General features: G+C 56.9%; 18 protein-coding genes, 2 pseudogenes and 1 other annotated feature. Of the genes and pseudogenes, 17 read left to right on the top strand and 3 right to left on the bottom strand.

Annotated elements, in window-relative coordinates; translation table 11 throughout:
- Positions 1-755: 755 nt before the first annotated feature.
- The 3 genes and pseudogenes from J5274_RS29160 to J5274_RS25375 all read left to right on the top strand — a co-directional run.
- Positions 756-1,433 carry a reverse transcriptase domain-containing protein gene (locus J5274_RS29160; protein ID WP_257625753.1) on the top strand — a complete coding sequence of 226 codons (678 nt, stop codon included), beginning with the start codon at positions 756-758 and terminating at the stop codon, positions 1,431-1,433.
- Between the two features lie 11 nt (positions 1,434-1,444).
- Positions 1,445-2,080, top strand: coding sequence for a group II intron maturase-specific domain-containing protein (locus J5274_RS29155; RefSeq protein ID WP_257625752.1), 636 nt, complete (start codon positions 1,445-1,447; stop codon positions 2,078-2,080).
- A gap of 84 nt (positions 2,081-2,164) precedes the next feature.
- A pseudogene (locus J5274_RS25375) lies at positions 2,165-2,572 on the top strand (transposase); the annotation flags it as partial.
- 37 nt (positions 2,573-2,609) lie between these two features.
- Here the strand turns inward: J5274_RS25375 and J5274_RS25370 are convergent.
- Positions 2,610-3,838 (bottom strand): IS3 family transposase gene (locus J5274_RS25370; RefSeq protein ID WP_219275748.1). Its coding sequence is split into 2 segments (ribosomal slippage): positions 2,610-3,544 and positions 3,544-3,838, totalling 1,230 coding nucleotides; the frame shifts between segments, so codons are not numbered across the junction.
- Positions 3,441-3,557 (bottom strand) — a sequence feature (AL1L pseudoknot). It overlaps the preceding gene by 117 nt.
- A gap of 34 nt (positions 3,839-3,872) precedes the next feature.
- Between J5274_RS25370 and J5274_RS25365 the strand changes: the two are divergent.
- Positions 3,873-4,202, top strand: a pseudogene (locus J5274_RS25365) (transposase); the annotation flags it as partial.
- 730 nt (positions 4,203-4,932) lie between these two features.
- Here J5274_RS25365 and J5274_RS25355 read toward each other — a convergent pair.
- Positions 4,933-5,343, bottom strand: coding sequence for a response regulator (locus J5274_RS25355; RefSeq protein ID WP_219275747.1), 411 nt, complete (start codon positions 5,341-5,343; stop codon positions 4,933-4,935).
- A 997-nt stretch (positions 5,344-6,340) separates the two neighbouring features.
- Between J5274_RS25355 and J5274_RS25350 the strand changes: the two genes are divergently transcribed.
- The 13 genes from J5274_RS25350 to modA all read left to right on the top strand — a co-directional run bounded on the left by J5274_RS25350 (position 6,341) and on the right by modA (position 20,002).
- Positions 6,341-7,897, top strand: coding sequence for a methyl-accepting chemotaxis protein (locus J5274_RS25350; RefSeq protein ID WP_224129732.1), 1,557 nt, complete (start codon positions 6,341-6,343; stop codon positions 7,895-7,897).
- Positions 7,898-7,901: 4 nt separating this feature from the next.
- Positions 7,902-9,317, top strand: a complete 1,416-nt coding sequence (locus J5274_RS25345; protein WP_219275745.1) for a chemotaxis protein CheW — start codon at positions 7,902-7,904, stop codon at positions 9,315-9,317.
- The gene (cheB, locus tag J5274_RS25340; protein WP_219275744.1) at positions 9,314-10,399 is read left to right on the top strand and encodes a chemotaxis-specific protein-glutamate methyltransferase CheB; all 1,086 of its coding nucleotides are present in this window, start codon (positions 9,314-9,316) and stop codon (positions 10,397-10,399) included. The genes J5274_RS25345 and cheB overlap by 4 nt, the downstream gene beginning before the upstream one ends.
- On the top strand, positions 10,399-11,274 hold the full coding sequence (locus J5274_RS25335) for a protein-glutamate O-methyltransferase CheR (RefSeq protein WP_219275743.1): 876 nt from the start codon (positions 10,399-10,401) through the stop codon (positions 11,272-11,274). Before cheB ends, J5274_RS25335 begins: the two co-directional genes overlap by 1 nt.
- Positions 11,267-13,228: a chemotaxis protein CheA gene (locus tag J5274_RS25330; protein WP_219275742.1), complete on the top strand. Its 1,962-nt coding sequence runs from the start codon at positions 11,267-11,269 to the stop codon at positions 13,226-13,228. The genes J5274_RS25335 and J5274_RS25330 overlap by 8 nt, the downstream gene beginning before the upstream one ends.
- Complete coding sequence (locus J5274_RS25325) at positions 13,225-13,482, top strand: hypothetical protein (RefSeq protein WP_219275741.1); 258 nt, start codon at positions 13,225-13,227, stop codon at positions 13,480-13,482. The genes J5274_RS25330 and J5274_RS25325 overlap by 4 nt, the downstream gene beginning before the upstream one ends.
- Before the next feature lie 85 nt (positions 13,483-13,567).
- Positions 13,568-13,951 carry a response regulator gene (locus J5274_RS25320; protein WP_219275740.1) on the top strand — a complete coding sequence of 128 codons (384 nt, stop codon included), beginning with the start codon at positions 13,568-13,570 and terminating at the stop codon, positions 13,949-13,951.
- Positions 13,948-14,577 carry a chemotaxis protein CheX gene (locus tag J5274_RS25315; RefSeq protein WP_219275739.1) on the top strand — a complete coding sequence of 210 codons (630 nt, stop codon included), beginning with the start codon at positions 13,948-13,950 and terminating at the stop codon, positions 14,575-14,577. The genes J5274_RS25320 and J5274_RS25315 overlap by 4 nt, the downstream gene beginning before the upstream one ends.
- Before the next feature lie 9 nt (positions 14,578-14,586).
- The gene (locus J5274_RS25310) at positions 14,587-16,116 is read left to right on the top strand and encodes a PAS domain-containing sensor histidine kinase (protein WP_219275738.1); all 1,530 of its coding nucleotides are present in this window, start codon (positions 14,587-14,589) and stop codon (positions 16,114-16,116) included.
- Between the two features lie 206 nt (positions 16,117-16,322).
- Entirely contained in the window at positions 16,323-17,381 is a 1,059-nt protein-coding gene (locus J5274_RS25305; RefSeq protein WP_219275737.1) for an ABC transporter substrate-binding protein, read from the top strand.
- A gap of 35 nt (positions 17,382-17,416) precedes the next feature.
- Entirely contained in the window at positions 17,417-18,412 is a 996-nt protein-coding gene (locus tag J5274_RS25300) for an iron ABC transporter permease (protein ID WP_219275736.1), read from the top strand.
- Positions 18,409-19,182 carry an ABC transporter ATP-binding protein gene (locus J5274_RS25295; RefSeq protein WP_219275735.1) on the top strand — a complete coding sequence of 258 codons (774 nt, stop codon included), beginning with the start codon at positions 18,409-18,411 and terminating at the stop codon, positions 19,180-19,182. Before J5274_RS25300 ends, J5274_RS25295 begins: the two co-directional genes overlap by 4 nt.
- 13 nt (positions 19,183-19,195) lie before the next feature.
- Positions 19,196-20,002: a molybdate ABC transporter substrate-binding protein gene (gene modA / locus J5274_RS25290; RefSeq protein ID WP_219275734.1), complete on the top strand. Its 807-nt coding sequence runs from the start codon at positions 19,196-19,198 to the stop codon at positions 20,000-20,002.
- An 88-nt stretch (positions 20,003-20,090) separates the two neighbouring features.
- On the opposite strand, the gene J5274_RS25285 is transcribed toward modA, so the two are convergent.
- A complete protein-coding gene (locus tag J5274_RS25285; RefSeq protein ID WP_219275733.1) occupies positions 20,091-20,603 on the bottom strand; it encodes a DUF1543 domain-containing protein in 513 nt (170 codons plus the stop codon).
- Positions 20,604-20,605 lie beyond the last annotated feature (2 nt).

The following is a 20,605-nucleotide window of genomic DNA, read 5'->3' as shown; positions in this document are numbered from 1 at the left end:
TTGCCGATTTTTGACCGACGGCTGTGATGCCGTCCGATTTGCAGGAGCAGTAGATCGAAGGGGGCCAAGAAGCCTAATCGGGCGTCGCCGATTGGGTTGCATAAGCAGATTGGCCTTAACTGTACCGGATGCGGGCCATCAACCGCGGGCCGGGCTACCGCAGTGCCCATGGCGAGACAACGAAGTGAGCGTCAGAAGCCTCGAACCACAGAAATCGCTTTCATTAGCGTGATGGCGTGGAGGCACGAAAGAGCGATCAGAGGCGGTAAGGCTCGTCTATCCTTACTGCCGGGTTCTCGAAGAGACCCGAGATGGGACTGGCTCCTATGCCCCATCTCCCGCATTGCACGGGGTAGAGCTCACCGCCTAACGGCACAAAGGTTGGAAATCGGAACACGGGAACTTGGATCGTTTGCCCGGTCGGAAGCCGGGCTCGCTGCGACGGCCAGATATGGACGACACCAAGGGCGGAGCTTTCGTAGTAGTCGGAGTGCGGGAAAGCCGCATACAGGGCGAAGGAAAGCAGGAAGACGATAGGATTGCAAAAACGGAGGAGTGATCTGTGGACATGGATCATCGGGCAGACAAAGTCTGGGTACTCGGCATTCAAAGCAAACTCTATCAGTGGAGTAAGGCAAATCCCGACGACCAGTGGCGCGACATGTGGGGTTGGTTGACCGACCTCAGAGTGCTCCGCCATGCCTTGGCATCGTGTCGCCTCCAACAAAGGAGGACGCACTGCCGGGGTCGACGGGATGACGGTGGGACGCATCCGGAACCGGAGTGAGTATCGCTTCCTGGTCGATCTTCAAGCTGATCTGCGCAGTGGTGCATATCAGCCAAGTCCGGCCAGACGCAAACTGATTCCAAAGGCTGGGAAACCAGGGCAATTCCGGCCCTTGGGCATCCCCACCATCAGAGATCGCGTCGTACAAGGCGCGGTCAAGATTCTTCTGGAGCCTATCTTCGAGGCGCAATTCTGGCATGTCTCTTATGGGTTCCGACCCGGTAGAAACACGCACGGTGCCTTGGAGTACATTCGTCGGGCAGCCTTGCCCCAAAAACGGGACAAGGACACCCGGCGAAACCGGCTGCCATACCCTTGGGTGATTGAGGGGGACATCAAAGGGTGCTTCGACAATATCAATCATCATCACCTGCTCGAGCGGATGCGCAAGCGTATTGGCGATCGACGAGTGGTGCGATTGGTCGGATCCTTCCTGAAGGCCGGTGTTTTGACGGAGGATCAGTTCTTACGGACGGACGCCGGTACCCCTCAAGGCGGGATCATCTCACCATTGCTTGCGAACATCGCCCTTAGTGCGATCGAGGAGCGGTATGAAAGGTGGCCTATCACCGCCGAAAGGCCCAAGCCCGTCGCAAAAGCAACGGGGTGGCGGCAGCGGCGAGCGCCCGCGACAGTGATCGCATAGCAGGACGCTGTGTGTTTCTGCCGGTGCGCTACGCCGACGACTTCGTGGTTTTGGTGTCTGGATCGCTGGAGGAGGCTATGGCAGAGAAATCCGCTCTGGCCGACTACCTGATCGCGACGACCGGGCTAACGTTGTCGCCGGAAAAGACAAAGGTAACGGCCATGACAGAGGGCTTCGAGTTTCTCGGATTCCGCTTCAGCGCGCATTGGGATAAACGCTACGGCTATGGCCCGCGCGTTGAAATACCCAAGGCGAAGGCCGCCAACCTGCGTCACAAGGTCAAGCAACTGACGCAGCGTGACAGCATATCCGTCAGTCTTGGCGAAAAGCTCCGGAAGGTGAATTCCATCACCAGCGGATGGGCGAATTATTATCGCTACTGTGTCGGCGCTGGCCGCGTATTTGTCGATCTCGACTGGTATATTGGCCTGCGTCTTTACTGCTGGCTACGTAAGAAACGTCCAAAGGGAACACCCAGCGAACTGTGGGGCTCAAAACAGCCAAGCAGGCGCCGGGCGACGAGACGGGTTTGGGGAGAAGGGTCCATTGAGCAACACGTGCTCGGCTGGACACCTGTCGAGCGATACCGTCTCGCGTGGATGGACATGCCTGACTTTGCCATGTCTTCTGGAGAGCCGGATGCGTAACGAAAGGCGCACGTCCGGTTCGGCGAGAGGCGATGCGAAACCTGCCGCCGTAATGCGGTAAGGCGCGCATCGCCTACTCATCCCACCTATCTCAAGGTGAGGCGTGGTGGACGCATCGTGTCGGTGGCGGCCATCATCGCCGTCGGTGCCAACACAGATGGACGCCGGGAGGTGCTTGGGCTGGAGATCGGGACGTCCGAGGCTGAGCCAATCTGGACGGAATTCCTGCGCAAGCTGACGCGCCGGGGCTTGAGGGGTGTGAAGCTCGTCGTCTCCGACGCCCATGAGAGCATCAAAACGGCCGTCAGCAAGGTGCTTAATGCGACCTGGCAGCGTTGCCGCGTTCACTTCATGCGCAATGCCCTGGCGCATGCGGGAAAGAGCGGGCGACGCGTCGTCTCCGCCTTCGTCGCCACAGCGTTTGCCCAGGAGACGCCGGAGGCTGCCAGCACGCAATGGCGCAATGTCGCCGACCAAATCAGGCCGAAGGTGAACCGCACCGGGTTTGCCGGAGGCTATTTCGTTTAAGTTATGCGGCCATGGCTGGTTCGTCCAGCATGGCGTAATACCGCTCTTCAGCTTCGGCTGGCGGTATATTCCCGATGGGTTCCAAAAGCCGTCGATGGTTGAACCAGTCGACCCATTCCAGGGTGGCGAATTCTACCGTCTCGAAGCTCCTCCATGGTCCGCGCCGATGAATGACCTCGGCCTTGTAGAGACCGTTGATCGTTTCGGCGAGGGCGTTGTCGTAACTGTCGCCGACGCTTCCGACAGACGGCTCGATGCCAGCTTCTGCCAACCGCTCAGAATACCGGATGGACACGTATTGAACGCCGCGATCCGAGTGATGCACGAGGCCGCCGCCATGAACTGGACGCCGATCATGAAGCGCCTGGTCAAGGGCATCAAGGACAAAGCCTGCATGTGCCGTCCGGCTCGCCCGCCAGCCGACGATGCGACGAGCGAAGACGTCAATGACAAAGGCCACGTAGACGAAACCCTGCCAGGTGGCGACATAGGTGAAATCCGAAACCCACAGCCTGTTTGGTGCTGGGGCTTTGAACTGGCGGTTGACCCGGTCAAGCGGGCTCGGAGCCGTCTTGTCCGAGAACGTCGTGCGGACCGGCTTTCCTCGAATGATCCCCTGCAGGCTCATCGACCTCATAAGCCTGGCGACAGTGCAACGGGCGACATCGAAGCCTTCACGCTTCAATTGCCGCCAGACCTTGCGAACGCCATAGACGCGGAAATTCTGCTCGAAGACACGACGTATCTCGATCTTCAGACTGATATCGCTGCGGGCGCGGGTCGATAGGCGATCCACGTCCAGGCGTTTGGCGACATTCTCGTAGTAGGTTGACGGGGCGATCGGCAGCAGTCTGCAGATCGGCTCGACCCCGAACACACCACGGTGTTCGTCGATGAACGAGATCATCGCTTGAAGGGGCGGTCGAGCTCCGCCATGGCGAAATAGGCCGAAGCTTTGCGCAGAATCTCGTTGGCCTGGCGAAGTTCTCGGTTCTCCCGCTCAAGAGCCTTCATCTTCTCGGCGACATCACTCGGCAGGCCTACTCGTTTACCACTGTCGACCTCGGTCTTCTTGACCCATTCGTGCAGCGTGGCTGGCGAGCAGCCGATCTTGGCCGCAATAGATGAAACGGCAGCCCAGCGTGATGGATGCTCGGCTTCGTGGTCCAGCACCATACGGATGGCACGGTTACGGACTTCAGGTGAAAACTTGTTCGTTGTCTTGCTCATGATGGCTCCACTCTCTCAGAAGTTGGAGCCTCCGGCAAACCCGGTGCGGTTCAAGGTGCCCAAACTTGCCAATCTGATGGATGAGGCAGAGAACGATGTGCTGGCCTATATGACCTTTCCCAAACAGCATTGGGCAAAGCTGCATTCGACAAATCCCATCGAACGCCTAAACGGTGAGATCAAGCGCCGCACCGAGGTGGTTGGCATCTTTCCAAACGAGGATGCCATCATTCGGCTCGTCGGCGCTCTGCTCCTCGAACAGAACGATGAATGGGCCGTCCAGCGGTCCCGCTATATGACGCTGGAAACAATCGCACAAATGAGCGATGATCCCCTCATCAGAATGCCAGCGGTGGCTCGCTGATATTCCCTCCGGCCAAAACCGGGATATGCCGTGGATGTCAAAAGCTACACCACGCTACGGGACACGATCAAATCTGTGGCGACGGCGGCTATCAGGGCACAACGGTAGAAGAGGCCAGCCCGCGACCGATGGAGATTATCAAACGAAACCAGGCCGGTTTCCAGGTGCTACCGAAGCGATGGATTGTCGAACGAACGCTGGCTTGGCTCGGCATAAACCGCCGAATGGCAAAGGATTTCGAGCGTTTCTCGGCCACAAGCCTAGCCTTCATCCAAACAGCAATGATCAAGCTCATGACAAGAAGGCTCGCTCGATACCCGCTTTCTTGAACAGACTCTTACAGCGTGGGAGCAAAGCCTCAAGAGGATAAAGAAGAGTATCGCAGCTTTCAGTATAGCGCCGGCCGAACCGGGCGGGAAAGCGGGAATTCTCGAAGCGGTCTCGCCGGTACCCGGGTAGCCGCGGGAGCCTTAGCATAGCGCCGCAACGCGGAAGGCGGGACCGACTACCTCAGGTGAGAACGCTCCACAGGCCTTCTGTCTAGGCGGCGTCGCTTATAGCCACCCGCCCCAACTCAGCCGATAGCCATGGATCCACCGACAGATTCTTCCGGATCAGGCCATGGCTACAGCGGTTCCGCGCCTGGGGAGAATGCTAGGGCGGACAATCGACAATCGGGTCCATCGAAGGTCCTATGCTTTCGGGATCACGATCCCGATCAGTGCTAAAACTAGATGGAGGCATCAGGGTCTTGTTTGCTAAAACCATGCTCTACCAGTGTTTGATGGACGAGTTCCGCCGTAAACGGTTTGCGTATGAACTTCGCGTTGGCTGAAAGGTCGCCTGGACCGGGGACGATCGCCCCGGACGCGATCTCGACATGGATGTGCGGCCAGCGCTCCGCGACGATGCGCGCCAGACCGAAGCCGTCCAGGTCGCCGGGCATCTGAACGTCGGTGAAAAGAAGCTGAAGCGATGAAAGTCTGTCAAGAAACGCGAACGCCTGATCGGCCGTGGACGCTTCCACGACTGTGTATCCCTCGTCAGAAATCATATCCGCCGTGTCCAAGAGGATGAGCGGCTCGTCGTCAACGACAAGGGCGATGGGTTTAACAAGCTGTTCGAATTCTGCGGTTTCCATGCACCCCTAAAGCTGCGGGACAGCGTTTTGTTCCTGAAACCCCAAGGATGATGAAGCTGTTGGTCTATAGGATCAATTTGTTAAAGATATCTTTGCTGTAAAGCTGCCCTCGCAGGGCAATGTAGCGCCTTGACGTTCGGGTGTTTTATTAGCCCCTGTGTAAGCTGTAGTCATGTCTTGAATGAAATCTGAATGCCGACGTGATCTGGTAATGCGACAGATCCCAGATGCCCTCGACACTAGCACCCTTGCAGCAGCAAGACGCTCTACGACATGTTGACCCGCGTAAGTCCGTCGCGCACAGTCGTCATTCGATGTTCACGAGCGATTAGGTAGTGGTTGAGACGGCGGAAGCCGATCCTACCTCCGGTCGCGTGGTGGGGCGAATGGAGCGAAATCGAATAAATGCCGAAGGATGTGACGCCGTGAATGATGCGGGCATTCTTTGCGGTCTTGTTGTAGGTATCCGGACAAATTGCTGGCGCAGTCCAAACCGCAGTAGTTGGTGTTCGAATAGTTTGCTTTGTCCCCATCCTTGGGTCATAGGAGATAGGGTATTTGGCATTTAATCAACGGCGGCAACCTTCGTCGCCCGTGCATTTCAGGGTATAAGAATGGGCTACCTATGGCACTCGTGAAAACGTCTCAACTCGGCGCAAAAGCAGGCCTAGCAAAGGAGGCTTCAACCTCGTCCATAGTGCCTGCCGCGAAACCACTAACAAATCGATCTCAAGACCGGTCCCGGGTCCGGCAGCAGAAAGCCGCCGAGCGGATAGGGGCTGCGACGGAGGAACTGACGACAGGTGTCTCGGAAGCTGCAGCCGCCGCTGAAGAACTGCGCCGGGCTCTGGAGCAGATTGCCGGTGGAGCTGAGGAAGCAGCGGGAGCAGCGCATCAGTCGCTCTCGGCTACCACGCATTTATCTTCGAGGTTTTCTGAAGCGAGGTCTGAGGCTGAAGCTGCGCGCAGGCGTACCGAAGAACTTCAGGCTTCGCTTTTGGAATCCACCGCGCATATCGATGCGTCTATTTCCGCCATCGATGCCAATGCTCACCGGCAGATCGCGTCCGTGACCGTCATCGGCAAGCTGCAATCGCAAGCCGAAACCATCGGAGCGACGACGGTTGCGGTAGCCGATATCTCGGATCGTACTAACCTTCTGGCACTGAATGCGGCAATAGAAGCGGCACGTGCCGGCGACCACGGTCGCGGATTTGCCGTCGTTGCCGACGAAGTCCGATCGCTTGCGGAGATCGCTGAGCGCAGCTCGCGCGACGTCAGCCAACATGCGGCCGTCATCGTCGATGGGGTTCGCCGGATAGCAGACCGCATAAAGACGGCTGCAGGCAAGGCGCAGGAGCAAACTGTTTCGGGTCGAGTAGTTTCCGACGACCTCCATACTATACGTTCTGGTCTAAGCGGCCTTTCGCAAAATAGCCAAATGATCTTGATCGCCGCGGTTGAGGCCGAAGTGGCGACCCGAGAATCGCAAAAAGGCGCTGAAGCCGTCGCAGCGGCGGCGGAACAGCAATCGGCTGCGGCTGCGGAGGCTCAGAGAGCGGTCCAGCAGCAAAGTGCGGCACTCGAAGAAAGCCAGCAGACGGCACAGTCGCTCGCGACCCTTGCCGATGAGTTGATGAACGAAAGCGGCCGGGCATCGCGGGCGGAAGAGCTGAGCACTGCTGCCGAAGAACTGTCGGCGACCGTTCAGGAGCTATCCGGTGCTGCTGGCGAAATCCTTATTGCTATCGAGCAGATCAGCCGTGGCGCGGAAGCACAGGCCGCTGCCACGCAGCAAGCAAACACCGCGATGACGCAGATCGAAAAGAGCGCCTCCCAGACCCAGGAAAGTGCCAAGGAGGCCACCAAGCGTGCCGACGAGATCAAAACGCTCCTGGCAAAGAACAAAACCGGGCTGAACGGCATAGCATCTGGCGTGTCCGATGCCCTTGAGGAAACCCGCAACGCATTGGTGGAGCTGAATGCGCTTGGCGAGATCGGTTTCCAGATTGAGCGCACGGTTGACCGGATCGTGCTTGTAGCGGTGCAAACGAGCATGTTGGCAGTCAGTGGCTCAGTCGAGGCGGCAAGAGCGGGCGATGCCGGCCGTGGTTTTGCGATCGTTTCGACAGATATCCGGAAGCTCGCCCAGGATGCCGCCGAGAATATAGATGGCGTCAAGGATTCGGTGAGGCTGATCCAGCTCCAGATTGCCGCTGTCCATCGGGAGCTTGAGCTGATCGCATTGGCATCCGAAGCGGAGATTTCCAAAAACAAGCAGATTGTCGATCGATTACAAGCGGCTGAAGCTGACGTCGACGTGATGGTGCAGAGCAACGCGTCGATCCTTGATGCGACGCAGGCGATTCTCGTCGCGGCAAAAGAAGTACAGACAGGGACACAGCAAATCGCTGCTGTCGCTCAGGAGGCGAGCGCGGCTTCTGAAGAGGCTGCCACCGCAGCGCAACAGCAATCGCGCGGAGCGGAGGACCTGGCAGCCGCGGTCGAGGAAATTGCGTCGCTTGCGGATGAACTCCAACTGTCAGGAAACTGATGCTATGAAAGCCTCAGCAGCGGCAGACGCGAAGCGCCTTTTGGTATTCCGTGTTGGCGAGAACAACTACGAGGTTGATGCCGGCCTCGTACGAGAGATCATCAGAGTGCCGCATATAAACCGCGTCCCACGTGGTCCCAAGGCATTGAAAGGCATAGCCAACCTTCGCGGCCTGCCGATACCAGTGCTGTCAATGGACCAGATCCTGAATGGTGGCACCAAAATCGCTCAAGAAGATGCCAAGATCATCATTTACGATCACGGCGGTTGGGTCGGACTTCTGGTTGATGACGTGGTTCGGCTCTCGGGAAACACCACGGCAACGTCGCTGCAGGGTTTGAACGAACTTTTGGACGCCGCGTTCAAGGTTGCAAGGCGAGCGCCGGTAGAGCGGGCAGGCCATAAGAATCAAGGTTCAACCGAGCGGACGAGTGCCAAACCAAAGCCGTTTCTGTCGTTCCGGGTAGCGGGTCAGCTCTATGGCCTGCAGCTGCAATATGTTCGCGAAGTCACCACGGTTGGCGGCGATCTCGCCGCCATCCCGAGCGCATCGGATGCTGTCATCGGCCTCATACCGATGCGTGAAAGCGTCCTTCCCATGGTTTCGCTTGCGTCTCTGATGGGCCTTGATCCTCTCCGCACGATGGATAGTAGCTCCCGTATCGTCATCATCGAGTGTGATGGCGAGCTAATCGGTCTCGTCGTCGACGAGATGGACGTCATCCACCGTTTGGACGATCAGGCGATCGACGCTGTGCCGGCCGTGCTTCAGAGAGGCCGTGGCGATGCGCAGATCGAGGCGATCGGCAGAATTGCCGAAGGCGGAAAGCTGATTTCCATCCTGTCGCCCGAAAAACTCTTCGGTCATCATGCGGTCGCTCACGCCCTCAGCCAGAACACGGGAGCTAAGTCGATGGAGACAAAAGCTGAACAAGTTGATGCGGTCGAACAGTTCCTGATCTTCCAGCTCGGCGAAGAAAACTATGGCCTTCCTGTTGGCTCGGTTGACGAAGTCATCCGCGTTCTCGGAGAGATTACCCGCATCCCCGGCGTCCCTGCCTTCGTCATGGGCGTGATCAACCTGCGTGGTAAAGCCATCCCGCTGATCGACCAGCGCAGCCGTTTCGACACGCCGAACTCCACGCAAAGCACCAAGGCACGCGCGATCGTCGTTACGCTTGGGGCGCTCCAGGCGGGTTTCGTAGTGGACGCGGTCTCCGAGTTAAAAGCCGTACCTTTGGCCGCGTTGTCCGCAGCGCCCGAATTTTCCTCGGAACAAACCGGGGTCTTCGATCGCATCGCTCACATCGAGGCGGACGGCCGGATGATCCTGTTGGTCGATCCGCAAGAGCTTCTGACGCGAGCGGAACGGGATGTGGTGGCAGCGATCGCCCATCAAGAGACGACGGTGGCCGATTGATCCGTCTCCTCATCGTTGACGACTCCGCCCTGATGCGGAAACTGCTTGGCCAGATTTTCTCGGCCGAAAAAGACTTCGAGATAGAATTTGCCCGGGACGGAACGGAAGCCCTGAAGATCATTTCAAGCTTCAGGCCGGACGTGGTGACACTCGACATCCACATGCCGCTGATGGATGGCTTGGCCTGTCTTGATCGCATCATGCTTGAACATCCATGCCCCGTGGTGATGGTGTCGTCGCTGACGGAAGACGGTGCAGAGGAGACTTTGGCCGCCCTTGAAATGGGCGCTGTCGATTTTATCGCCAAGCCGAGCGGAGCGATTTCACTTGGAATTGACGAATTGACCCCGCGTCTCGTCGAGAAGGTTCGCACGGCTGCAGCGGTGCGTATCCGCCGCAGTCGGCGGCTTGCCGAACGAGTTCGCCTGGTTCAACCCATGCCGTCACCCCAAAGCATTGCGACACGGGCTCGCAGAACCGAGCCAGGGCAGCCCGCGCTCGTAGTCGGAAAGCCGGGTCTTGTTGTGATCGGCACGTCGACTGGTGGTCCGCCGGCATTGGACGCGGTGCTCGGCGAGTTGCCAGGTGACTTTCCCTGGCCGGTTGTAGTCGCTCAGCACATGCCAGCTTCGTTTACCGGACCGCTCGCCCGACGCCTTGATAAGTTATGTGCGCTGACAGTCTCGGAGGTGATCCGGCAGACCAGACTTGAACCAGGCAACATCTACATTGCCAAGGGAGACGCGGATATTCTGATTGCCTCACGCGCCGGAGCTCTGGTTGCGCTGGCTGCTCCAAGTGACCAGGCCTACCGATGGCACCCAAGCGTAGAACGGATGGTGCGTTCGGCCATGAAGCACGTTCCGGCAGTCGATCTGGTCGGTGTGTTGATGACCGGCATGGGAAATGACGGCGCCGCGGCTATGGCCGAGTTGAAGGCAGCTGGCGGTTATACCATCGCCGAGGCCGAGGAGACCGCCGTTGTCTGGGGTATGCCGGGCGAACTGGTGCGGCTCGGCGGTGCGAACGAAATCAAACGAGTCGACGAGATTGGACTAACGTTGCTGGATCGGTTCCGCTGATGGTGATCCGTCCGGTGGCCCCGGCAAACAGTAGCGGCGTCCCGCTTTCACCGGGAGATCTCGAGGAGATCTGCGCAATCATCTACAAGCGCAGCGGAATGGTTTTCGGCGAGACGAAACGCTATTACATAGAGCGTCGAATTGCCGACCTTGTCAATCAGCGACAGGCCCATTCCGTCAGAAATTACATTTCCATCTTGCGGAGCGACCTGAACGAGACGGAGTTGCTCATCAACAGCTTCACCGTCAACGAAACCTATTTCTACCGCGAGCAACACCAGCTCGCTTGTCTCAGCACATCGATCCTTCCAGACATCATCAGAAAAAAGGGTCCCGGCGATCGTATCCGAATCTGGTCGATGCCTTGCTCAAGCGGCGAGGAACCGTACTCGATTGCGATATGGCTTCTTGAAAACTGGCCACTCGTTGATGCCTACAATATCGAGATTGTCGGATCAGACATCGATACGGCTATACTACGCCAAGCGGTAGACGGTTATTTCGGGCAAAGGTCGCTCTCAAGGCTTTCTCCGGAAGTCCGTGACCGGTATTTCGAACGTGAGGTTGATCAGCAGCGTCAGTTGATCCGCGATCTGAGGGAGTCTGTTACGTTCGCCAAAGGCAACATCGTTGACCGGCAGAGCCTCGGAGCACTTGGTCGCTTCGATGTGATATTTTGCCGAAATCTCCTGATCTATTTCGACGAGGCGGCGCGTGAGCTGGCGGCGCGCAACATTCATGAATTGCTCAATCCGGGTGGGTACGTCTGCCTCGGCCATACAGAATCTATGTCGCGAATATCTCAGACGTTCGAGGCTGTTCGGTTTCCTGATGCCATTGTTTATCGAGAAGCTGTGAGACTTTGCGATGGATGAGTTGATCGAACAATTCGCTCTCGAGGCACGCGAACTGGTTCAGCAAGCGTCAGACGATCTTTTAGCGCTTGAGCAAAGTCCGAGCGACCGCGAGCGGTTGGAAAGCGTTTTTCGGGCGGTCCACACGCTCAAGGGTTCTGTTGGGCTCTTCGATTTCGGCCCGATGCAAGGGGTTCTGCATCGCGCGGAAGATCTTCTGTCTCAGGCCCGAGGAGGTGCCATCGTCGTCAATCCGGCTCTTGTAGACACGCTTTTGGCTGTGATCGGGTGGGTCGACGGCAGCATCGAAGGCATCATGGAGACCGGGCGTCTCCTGGAAACGCAGGAGGCGCAGGCGCCACGGCTCCTTCGGCAGCTGACGCGTGAAACGACGGAGCGCGAAACTGCTGGAGACGTTGGCGAGATCAATGCTGTCCCGGATTGGGCGGTCTTGTTGCGGAGGCACCTTCCCCCCGGTCATGGCGATGGCGACTTGGTTGCCATCCATTACGAACCGCACCCGGAGTGTTTCTTCAACGGCGACGACCCACTTGCGATGATATCGCGGCTACCCAATGTTCTGCACCTCGAAATTTCCCTGAAGGAGCCATCGCCCTCGGCTCGGGACTACGATCCCTTTCGTTGCGACATGGTGATCGAGGCGGTCTGCAGTGGGCCACCCGGCGAGATTCAGGCTCTTTTTCGGCTCATCCCCGATCAGGTGATCGTGGTGCCGCTAAAAAAAGAAGTCGAACAATCGCCTTCCTCAGAATCAGGCTTATTTTCAGGAAGGGGCGCCGGACGCCAAACAACGACGATGCGTGTCGATTCGGCGCGCATCGACACCCTGATTGAGATCGCCGGCGAACTTATCACGGCAAAAAATGGCCTTGCCCCCTTGGCAGAAGAAGCGGGCAAGAGCGGCAACCGAGCGCTTGCCAGACGCATCGGGTCCAGTCACCAGGAAATTGAGCGGTTGGTCGCGTCGCTCTACAGCGCCGTCACCCGGGCGCGCATGGTCCCTCTGGAACAGACCTTTCGCCGGTTTCCGAGATTGGTGCGTGAGACTGCGGCAAAACTCGGCAAAGCTGTCGACCTCATTATCGACGGCGAAACCGTTGAAGCTGACCGCGAAATCGTTGAAAACCTGTTCGAGCCGCTGCTCCATCTCGTTCGAAACAGTCTCGATCACGGCATAGAGCCTGGCGCAGAGCGACTGCTGGCGTTCAAGCCAGCACGGGGGCGCCTTCTCCTTCGTGCGCAGAAACGAGGGGATCAAATTGAGATCGAACTCAAGGATGATGGCCGGGGTATGCAGACTGAGCATATTCGACAAAGGGCAATCGACAGTGGTCTTATACCGGCGATCGAAGCATCTGCTCTATCCGAAAGAGACATGTTCCAACTGGTCTTTGCTGCGGGATTTTCGACCGCATCCTCCGTATCAGAGCTGTCCGGCCGAGGGGTCGGCTTAGACGTGGTGCGGCGCTCCGTGGAACGATTGGGTGGGACGCTCGGGATGCAGAGCACCCCGGAGGTGGGAATGTCATTTGTGTTAAAGCTTCCAATCAGCTTCTCGATGACCCAGCTGATGGTGGTCGAGGTGGGCAATGAACGATATGGAATCCCGATTTCTGATGTCGTAGAAACGCACAAGCTGCCGGCCAACGCTGTTCAATCTGTCAGAGGTAACCACGCATTCATTCTCCGCGACAGGACGGTGCCCCTTCTTTATCTTTCCGATTTGCTACAATTGGCAAAGAAATGGCCCTCTTCCGAGGACTTGAAAGTGCTGATCGTCCGAATGGGAGACGACCTGATCGGGGTTGCTGTCGATGCAATTGCAGAGAGGGCCGAAACGCTGACGCGGCCATTATCAGGCCTGTTGCAAGGTGTCGCAGGTGTGTCCGGTACGACGCTGCTCGGCGATGGCAAAGTTTTGCTTGTGCTCGATATCGAGGAATTGATGCAATGACGGTCACTCTGGACGGAAACGCCATTTTGATGACCGGAGTTTGTGGCGTTGACGAAGTTGAAACGCTCATGAATTTTCTCGAGGAGCAGCCGGAAACGACCGTTGATCTTGCTGGCGCCACCGCTATTCATACAGCTCATTGGCAGGCATTGATGGTTTTCCGTCCAAAGATAATCGGAACTCCGGCGTCATCTTCGACAGTAGATAGGGTTCTATCCAGTCTATTTGTATATTACGAAGGCATGAAATCATAATGGCGAACTTGCTTAAACATCGTCATCAAAATAAGTATAACGCATGTACGGGGATGAAGGTCACCGCATTTTTTTTGGGGGCAATATGACAGTCAACTTTCTTATTGTGGATGATAGCAAGCTTGCTCGGATAGTTGCCGGCAAGGCAGTTGCAGGCTTGCAGCCCGACTGGACAAGGGTAGAAGCCGCAAATGCCGCTGATGCTCTGGCGATCATCGCTGGTCAGCAGATTGACCTCGCGCTCCTTGATTTCAACATGCCTGATAAAGATGGACTTGTGCTTGCAGCTGAACTGCGTGCGTCCCATCCGAATATGCCAATCGCCGTGATTACGGCCAATGTTCAGGATGAAATCATTGCCAGAGTTCGCGAGCTGAATGCCACATTCGTGGCAAAACCGGTGACGGAGGATGCCATCAGCGGCTTCATCTCTGGCGCCGCACTTCGGCTCAGGAAGGCCCTGGCATGACTGATGAAACTGCCGCGCTCGACGAACTTGAACGAGATGCGCTGACCGAACTTGTCAACATCGGCGTTAGTCGCGCGGCCGCAAGCCTGCGAAAGATGGTCAATAAGCAGGTGATCCTTTCGGTCCCTTCCGTCGAAATTGTCACGAGACGGTCCGCTGCCTCGCTGATTGGGCAACGAGAGAGCGAAGACTTTATCGCTGTCCAGCAGCAATTCGAAGGCCCGTTCTCTGGCCGTGCCATGCTGATCTTTCCCGAGAGTAATGGCCTTTCCCTTGCGCGCGCGATCGTCGGCGATGAAATGGACGAGGCAACTCTCGCCGAAATGGAAGACGAGGCACTGGCTGAAACTGGCAACGTCATCTTGAACGGTTGCCTTGGTTCAATGGCTAACATGTTGCAGCACACCCTCAGAATGTCACTGCCCGAGGTGCATCGCGGCGACAGTACCGCCTTGTTCGGCGTTCTCGACCGCGCTGCTGATGAGAGTTTTGTTCTCTTTCTTTACATCAACTTCTCAGTCCAAGACCGACAGATCCGTGGATACATCGCGATGTTGATGGACCTGCCGTCGTTGGAAAAGCTGAAAAAGCTCATTGCCGACTTCATTGATCGGGTGATGGCATGAGCGGATTGCATGTGGACGATGAACGCACGCGTTGACGATGACCCGGAACTGGAGCGCACGCGCCGCGAACTTGCGATGGTACGCCGACAATTGGAGCTCACTCTTGACGTGGCAGGAGCGCCATGTGCGTGGGAATGGGATATCCGCCGTGCGAGGCTCGTGGCAGACGTCCGGTTCGCGGCCATTACGCAACAGGACCCGGTCGCTCTCGCTGACGGCGTGTCGACCGACCAATTTTTCAAGTCGATCCACCCTGACGACCTCAAGCGGGTCAAGCTTGCCGTGGCTGGAATGTTGGCTGGCTCGGAGGTATTCTCGAAAGAGTATCGGTTGCTTAAGTCAGATGGCGGGTACCGATGGGTTCACGCCAAAGGCCGCGGTATTTTCGACGAGGATGATGAGCCCGCGAGCTTCGTTGGAATATTGATCGACATCACGGATCAGAAGCGGATCACTGAGGAGTTGCGCGTCGCACAATCCGCAGGAGGCATCGGTACGTTTGAGCACAAGATCGGGTGGGCGACGGTCAATGTCTCGGAACAGTTCTGCCGACTGTTTGGGCTGCACCCGTCGCGCGTTATACCGGTTATTATTTTGAACGATCTCATCCATCCGGACGATGAGCGAATTATTGACCTGAGGGATCCAGATGGGCGTCAAGAGGAGCGAAGCATCGAGTTCCGGATCCGGCGCGCTGATGACGGCCAAGAGCGATGGTTGGCGCGTCGCGGGGAATATGTCGTTGACAGCGAAAGCAGCGGTCACCGTTATGTTGGTGTCATCTTCGATGTCACAGAAGCCAGACAGGCACAGGATAATCTGAAAAAAGCAAACGAGGAACTAGCCGGGATCGCCCGCGAACGCGAACAGTTCATCGCCGTGCTCGGCCATGATCTGCGAAATCCGCTCGCCTCCATGTCTGCCGGCCTTCGGATTATCACCAAAGACGTGAACGACCGTCAATCTACCCGTGTTTTGCGGCTTATGGGCGAGAGCGTGCAGCGCATGGGTAGCCTGATTGAAAACCTGCTGGATCTTGCCCGCGGAAGATTGGGTAATGGGATCGGCCTGGAAATAACGCGGGGAGGACGGATCGAGCCCATGCTTGCGAAAATCGTCAACGAAATCCAAGCCGCGCATCCGGAGCGGATTATCCAGACCGAATTCAATTTGCATCGGCCTATCAATGTAGACCAGGCCCGCTTGGAACAGCTGCTTTCGAACCTACTTGGAAACGCGATCACTCACGGTGCAGCGGAAGAGCCTGTAACCGTATCTGCAAGGGTGTTGGAGAACGAGTTTCAACTCACCGTAGGCAACGGCGGCGAGCCGATACCAGAAGCCGTGATGCAGCGCTTGTTTCAGCCATTTTATCGGGGCGAAGACAACATTCACAAGCAAGGCTTGGGGCTCGGCTTATATATCGCGAGTGAGATCGCGAAGGCGCATGGCGGTGTTCTTCAAGCCTCGTCAGACACGGGCCGGACTTGCTTCACGTTCAGCATCCCCCTTGATACGACAGAGGTTGTCGTGCTCTGAAATCCCAGTATCGTCGGGAACTGGGAAATTTTCATCGATCAAGGCAAAGCAATCGAGCCAGCGTTCCTGTCGTACCCACTGCACTCGAATAACTTGACCCGTTTATATGCCGTCTAGGGCCACAGAGCACATGCTGTAATAGCGTTGTATCCGCAGAAACATAATGATACGCCCTATCACACACCTCGCATCCGAGTACTTTCACCATGTTTAACCGTTTGCCCACATATTTTCGTCTTACATCCTTCTTTCTGCTTATGCTCTTTTCGGCTCCAGCGTGGGCAGATCGAGTCGTCGTCGACCAAATTGGAAAGACCGTCCACTTGCCAGAGGTTGTCGCCCGGGTTGTCATCCTGCAGCACCAGAGTCTCAACATCGCAGTCCAGCTTAACGCCATGTCCAAGGTCGTGGGTGTGCTGGACGAATGGCAAAAACAGCTCGGAAAGAACTATCTGCGCCTTGCTCCGGAACTGTCAAAGATGCCGATGCCCGGTGGCCTGACGAAGGTCAACATCGAGGAGTTGCTGAAGTTGAAGCCCGACGTGGTGATCGTGACCAACTATGCGCCTCCCGAGATGATCTCCCAGATCGAGGGAACGGGTATCCCCGTCGTCGCGATCTCGCTTCTCGACGTGCCGCCATCGGAAGCTACCAAACTTAGCCCATCAGTGGCTGATGAGCCGAAAGCCTACGATACCGGCTTTGCCAACGGTGTCAGGGTCATCGCCGACGTCTTGGACAAGAGACAGCAGGGCGAGGAGTTGATCGCTTATGCGATGAAGAACCGGAAGCTGGTCGCAGATCGGCTGGCAGGGCTCGATGAGGCGATGCGCGTTCCGGTCTACATGGCAAATCCTGACCTAACCACATATGGCCATGGCAAGTACACGGGACTGATGATGGCCAAGGCCGGCGCCCGCAATGTCGCCGACAGCGTTGCCGGCTTCAAGCAGGTCACAATGGAGGACGTTCTGTCGTGGAACCCGGCCGCGATCTTCGTCCAGGAGCGTTACCCCGAGGTCGTCAAGGATATCAAAACTTCCAACTCCTGGCAGACCATCGATGCTGTTAAGAACGACCGGATCTACCTGATGCCGGAATATGCCAAGGCCTGGGGGTATCCGATGCCGGAAGCGCTGGCTTTGGGTGAGCTTTGGATGGCGAAAAAGCTTTATCCCGACCGCTTTGCCGATATCGATATGAAAAGCGAAGCGGACGCGTACTACCGAAAGTTCTACCGCACCGACTATCAGTCGGCCTTGTGAGCGGAAGACTAACAGCCGCGTTCGCAGCACCAAGATTGGTGTTATGCGGCCTAGCCGCTCTGTTCATTGCGGTGGCAGTGTGCTCGTTGGGCGTCGGCCGCTACGGGATTTCTGCAGCACGGGTCGTGGCCATCCTGATTGATCCCATCATCTCGGCAACCCCGACAGTCTCGGCGGTGGAGCGCAGCGTCGTGTTCACCGTACGCCTCCCGAGGGTCCTTCTGGCGATGTTCGCCGGAGGTGGGCTGGCGCTTGCAGGTGCCACACTACAGGGCGTGTTTCGCAATCCTCTTGTTGGACCGCAAATCATCGGCGTATCTTCGGGCGCAGCTTTCGGGGGCACTCTGGCAATATTGTTGAGTTTCCCCAGCTATGGCCTGCTCTCAAGTGCTTTTCTGTTGGGACTATTAGCTCTCTTTCTCGTCTATGGCTTGAACACCCTTGTCGGAAGGAAAAACATTCTCGCGCTCGTTCTTTCTGGCGTTGTTGTCAGCGGGTTTTTCGGCGCGCTGGTAAGCCTCGTACAGTATCTGGCCGATACCGACGAGAAGTTGCCGGCAATCGTGTTCTGGCTTCTCGGCAGCTTTGCAACCGCGAACGCTTCAAAGCTTGAATTAATCGCTATCCCAGTTTTGGTGGCCTCCGGTTTCCTCCTCGCGCTTCGCTGGCGGATTAACCTACTGTCGCTTGGCGACGAAGATGCAGAGGCCCTCGGTGTGCGGGTGGAGGTGCTCCGCTGGCTGATCCTTTGCCTCGTCACCGTTATCGTCGCAGCGCAAGTGGCAGTGAGCGGCATTATTGGCTGGGTCGGCCTGATCGTCCCTCATATGGCCCGTACCGTTGTGGGACCCGACCACCGATTTATGCTTCCGGCTTCTTTGATGATCGGTAGCATCTACATTATCCTCATCGATGACGTCGCCCGGACCCTGTCAGCCACCGAAATTCCCCTCGGCATACTGACGGCGTTGATCGGAGCGCCAGTCTTTGCCGTTCTCCTGCGCCACAGCAGATCGAAAGGTTTCAGATGAGCCGTTCCATTGTAACGATCCGGGATGCAGGGCACAGCTACGACGGTCAGCGTTGGCTGTTTCACAATCTCGATTTTGAGCTTCGTTCAGGCGAGATCCTGGCCATCCTCGGCCCAAACGGGCGTGGGAAGTCGACGTTGCTTCGCGCACTCGCTGGCCTGATCAAGCTGACGGTCGGCAGCATCCAGCGATCCGGCTCAACCGGCTTCGTCCCTCAGGATTTTGGAGGCTCATTTCCCTATTCCGTGCTTGACATCGTCCTCATGGGGCGCGCTCGCCACATCTCGACATTCCGAAGCCCCAGCAAGGCCGACGAAGCGATCGCTCTCGACGCCCTGGCCACCACGGGCATGCAGTCATTTTCGCAAATGAGTTTCAATCACCTCTCAGGTGGCGAGAAGCAACTCGTTCTCATTGCCAGGGCGTTAGCCGGAGAAAACGAGTGCCTCCTGCTTGATGAACCCGCATCTGCCCTCGATTTCAAAAATCAGGCAGGCGTGCTGGACCTCATGCGGGGTGTTGCCCAGAGCCAAAACCTTGCGGTGGCCTTTACAACCCATCAGCCCAATCATGCGCTCGCGATCGCCGATCATGTTCTGATGCTGTTTGATGAAACCGAAGCGGCTCTGGGGCCAGTAGGAAACCTGATGACGGACGAAAATCTCTCGGCGCTATACGGCATCCCGATACGCTCCGTAACTTTTACACACGATGGAAATGGGTACACTTCCATCGTGCCCATATTTAGAGACCGAATTTCACGGATTTAGACAGGAAACACCCATGCAGACCAGGACCCAGCCGACGCCTCTTGTCGTCCTAGCAGCGGGAAGTCTTCGCAACGTCTTCGTCGAAATTATTTCGGAGTTCGAACGTCAGTTGGGAATACCTGTGCACATTGAACACGGTCCGGCAAGCCTACTTCGAGAGAAGATTGAGGAAGGTGCTATGTTCGACGTCTTCGCATCCGCCAACATGACTCATCCGGAAAAATTGCATTCGCTAGGGCTAACCGGCCCGGCCCTTTGCTTTGCGCAAAACCGTCTATGCGTGATCGCTCGCCGAAGCCTTGCAGTTAACGAAGGAAATCTGATCGATGTGCTTGCGGATCCGGAAGTGAGGCTGGGAACATCTACTCCGAAGGCTGATCCCTCCGGAGACTACGCTGTCGAGTTCTTCCAGAACGTCGAGCGTCGTCATCCCGGCAAAGGAAGATTGCTTGCTGGCAAGGCCCAGGCGTTGGTGGGCGGGCGAAATTCCGCTCCGATCCCGAAAGGCGCGACACCCGCCAGTTACCTGATCGGACAAGGAACAGTAGACGCATTTATCAGCTACGCATCCAACGGATTGCTCAGTGAAGGTGACCCGGACGTCGTTGTCGTTCCGCTTCCCGAACCTTTGGGACCGACAGCACAATACGGTGTTTCGTTGCGTCGGAACGCAGCGGGATCGGCCGCGCTGTTCCGCAATCACTTATTCACACCGACGACAAAACTCGCCTTGGCCGGGCATGGATATGTGGCGGATGGCTATTTGTCATCCGATGCGCCGGTAAACGCCAGACCACGGAAGTTCCGCTCAGAAAGTTGACTCAACTACTTTGCTGTTTTCGCTGAGTAGGTCAGCTAGTCAGCGGTATGTCGTCAACGCGCCCATCTGGCGTGCCACCTAGACGGGCCTAAACCCCAATTCGAATATAAGCACAGGTGAACCCAAATGGCTTTACGCTTGTCTCCTCAGTCAGCTGGAGACAATATCCATATCGGCCCATCAACTCTGTAACATCGACCGCCTTCTCCACCTCAAACACGTTGTCCTTGTGCGGGAGCTTCCAGTTTCTGATTTGCTGAAGAGCTTTTTTCGTGGCCGCTTTCGCGTCCGGCGCGACAAGCAGAATATTGCGGTGTAACTCACCAAACTCGCTGGGATCATAGCCACCCAGATTGACGAAAAACAGTTTCGTCTCCGGCTCCGACGCCAACGGTTTGGTCGTCAGCGTCACATCGTAGCCATCAGCCTGTTGGACCTCACCCCAGCAATCAAGGTGCAGGCTCTTGGGCTCTCCCCACCACTGCTTGCGCAGATCGTCGCGGCAATCTTCCGCAGTCTCACCGATCGAAAACCTCACATCGTGCAATTCGATGTTTGAATTCCCGCAATCGCCTCCGATATAAAACATAAACAGCTTCATCG

It is taken from the genome of Rhizobium sp. L51/94 (genome assembly GCF_019355555.1).
GTDB classification, from domain to species: domain Bacteria; phylum Pseudomonadota; class Alphaproteobacteria; order Rhizobiales; family Rhizobiaceae; genus Rhizobium; species Rhizobium rhododendri.
The sequence above is the reverse complement of the archived record's forward strand: the minus strand, read 5'-3'. Positions and strand labels throughout refer to the sequence as shown.

Coding starts and splice junctions, on each gene's coding strand:
- J5274_RS29160 (WP_257625753.1), top strand. CDS start 756: ATGACGGTGGGACGCATCCGGAACCGGAGTGAGTATCGCTTCCTGGTC.
- J5274_RS25355 (WP_219275747.1), bottom strand. CDS start 5,343: ATGGAAACCGCAGAATTCGAACAGCTTGTTAAACCCATCGCCCTTGTC.
- J5274_RS25345 (WP_219275745.1), top strand. CDS start 7,902: ATGAAAGCCTCAGCAGCGGCAGACGCGAAGCGCCTTTTGGTATTCCGT.
- J5274_RS25335 (WP_219275743.1), top strand. CDS start 10,399: ATGGTGATCCGTCCGGTGGCCCCGGCAAACAGTAGCGGCGTCCCGCTT.
- J5274_RS25330 (WP_219275742.1), top strand. CDS start 11,267: ATGGATGAGTTGATCGAACAATTCGCTCTCGAGGCACGCGAACTGGTT.
- J5274_RS25325 (WP_219275741.1), top strand. CDS start 13,225: ATGACGGTCACTCTGGACGGAAACGCCATTTTGATGACCGGAGTTTGT.
- J5274_RS25320 (WP_219275740.1), top strand. CDS start 13,568: ATGACAGTCAACTTTCTTATTGTGGATGATAGCAAGCTTGCTCGGATA.
- J5274_RS25315 (WP_219275739.1), top strand. CDS start 13,948: ATGACTGATGAAACTGCCGCGCTCGACGAACTTGAACGAGATGCGCTG.
- J5274_RS25310 (WP_219275738.1), top strand. CDS start 14,587: ATGTGGACGATGAACGCACGCGTTGACGATGACCCGGAACTGGAGCGC.
- J5274_RS25305 (WP_219275737.1), top strand. CDS start 16,323: ATGTTTAACCGTTTGCCCACATATTTTCGTCTTACATCCTTCTTTCTG.
- J5274_RS25295 (WP_219275735.1), top strand. CDS start 18,409: ATGAGCCGTTCCATTGTAACGATCCGGGATGCAGGGCACAGCTACGAC.
- modA (WP_219275734.1), top strand. CDS start 19,196: ATGCAGACCAGGACCCAGCCGACGCCTCTTGTCGTCCTAGCAGCGGGA.
- J5274_RS25285 (WP_219275733.1), bottom strand. CDS start 20,603: ATGAAGCTGTTTATGTTTTATATCGGAGGCGATTGCGGGAATTCAAAC.